The sequence below is a fragment of the Nocardia cyriacigeorgica genome (genome assembly GCF_010868145.1).
GTDB classification, from domain to species: Bacteria; Actinomycetota; Actinomycetes; order Mycobacteriales; family Mycobacteriaceae; genus Nocardia; species Nocardia cyriacigeorgica_D.
In genome coordinates, this window is the sequence record NZ_JAAGUY010000082.1 from 1 (window position 1) to 288 (window position 288).

1 protein-coding gene is annotated in these 288 nt (G+C 71.2%); it reads right to left on the minus strand.

Annotation, left to right across the window (positions count from 1 at the left end):
- The coding region (locus GV792_RS28840) for a tyrosine-type recombinase/integrase (protein WP_163828146.1) at positions 1-288 on the minus strand (288 nt) is incomplete at both ends.

Below are 288 nucleotides of genomic sequence, written 5' to 3' on the forward strand. Positions count from 1 at the left end.
CCACCGGTGGTGGGCGGCGGAGTAGGACAGCGGTCCGCCGCGGCCGTTGATGCTGGCGCGGAACATCGGCCCGGCCGTGTAGCCGGTGCGGGCGAGGTAGAGGCGCAGCAGGGCGACGTAGCCGCGGTCGTCGAGCAGCACGGTGCGCACCGACCCGCCCTTGCCATGGATGCGCACGTGCTCGTCGTCGAGAGTCAGGTCGAAATCCTCCACGTACAGCCCACACACCTCGCTGGCGCGGGCTCCGGCGACGTAGGCGGTCTCGAACAGCACCCGATCGCGCAGCAC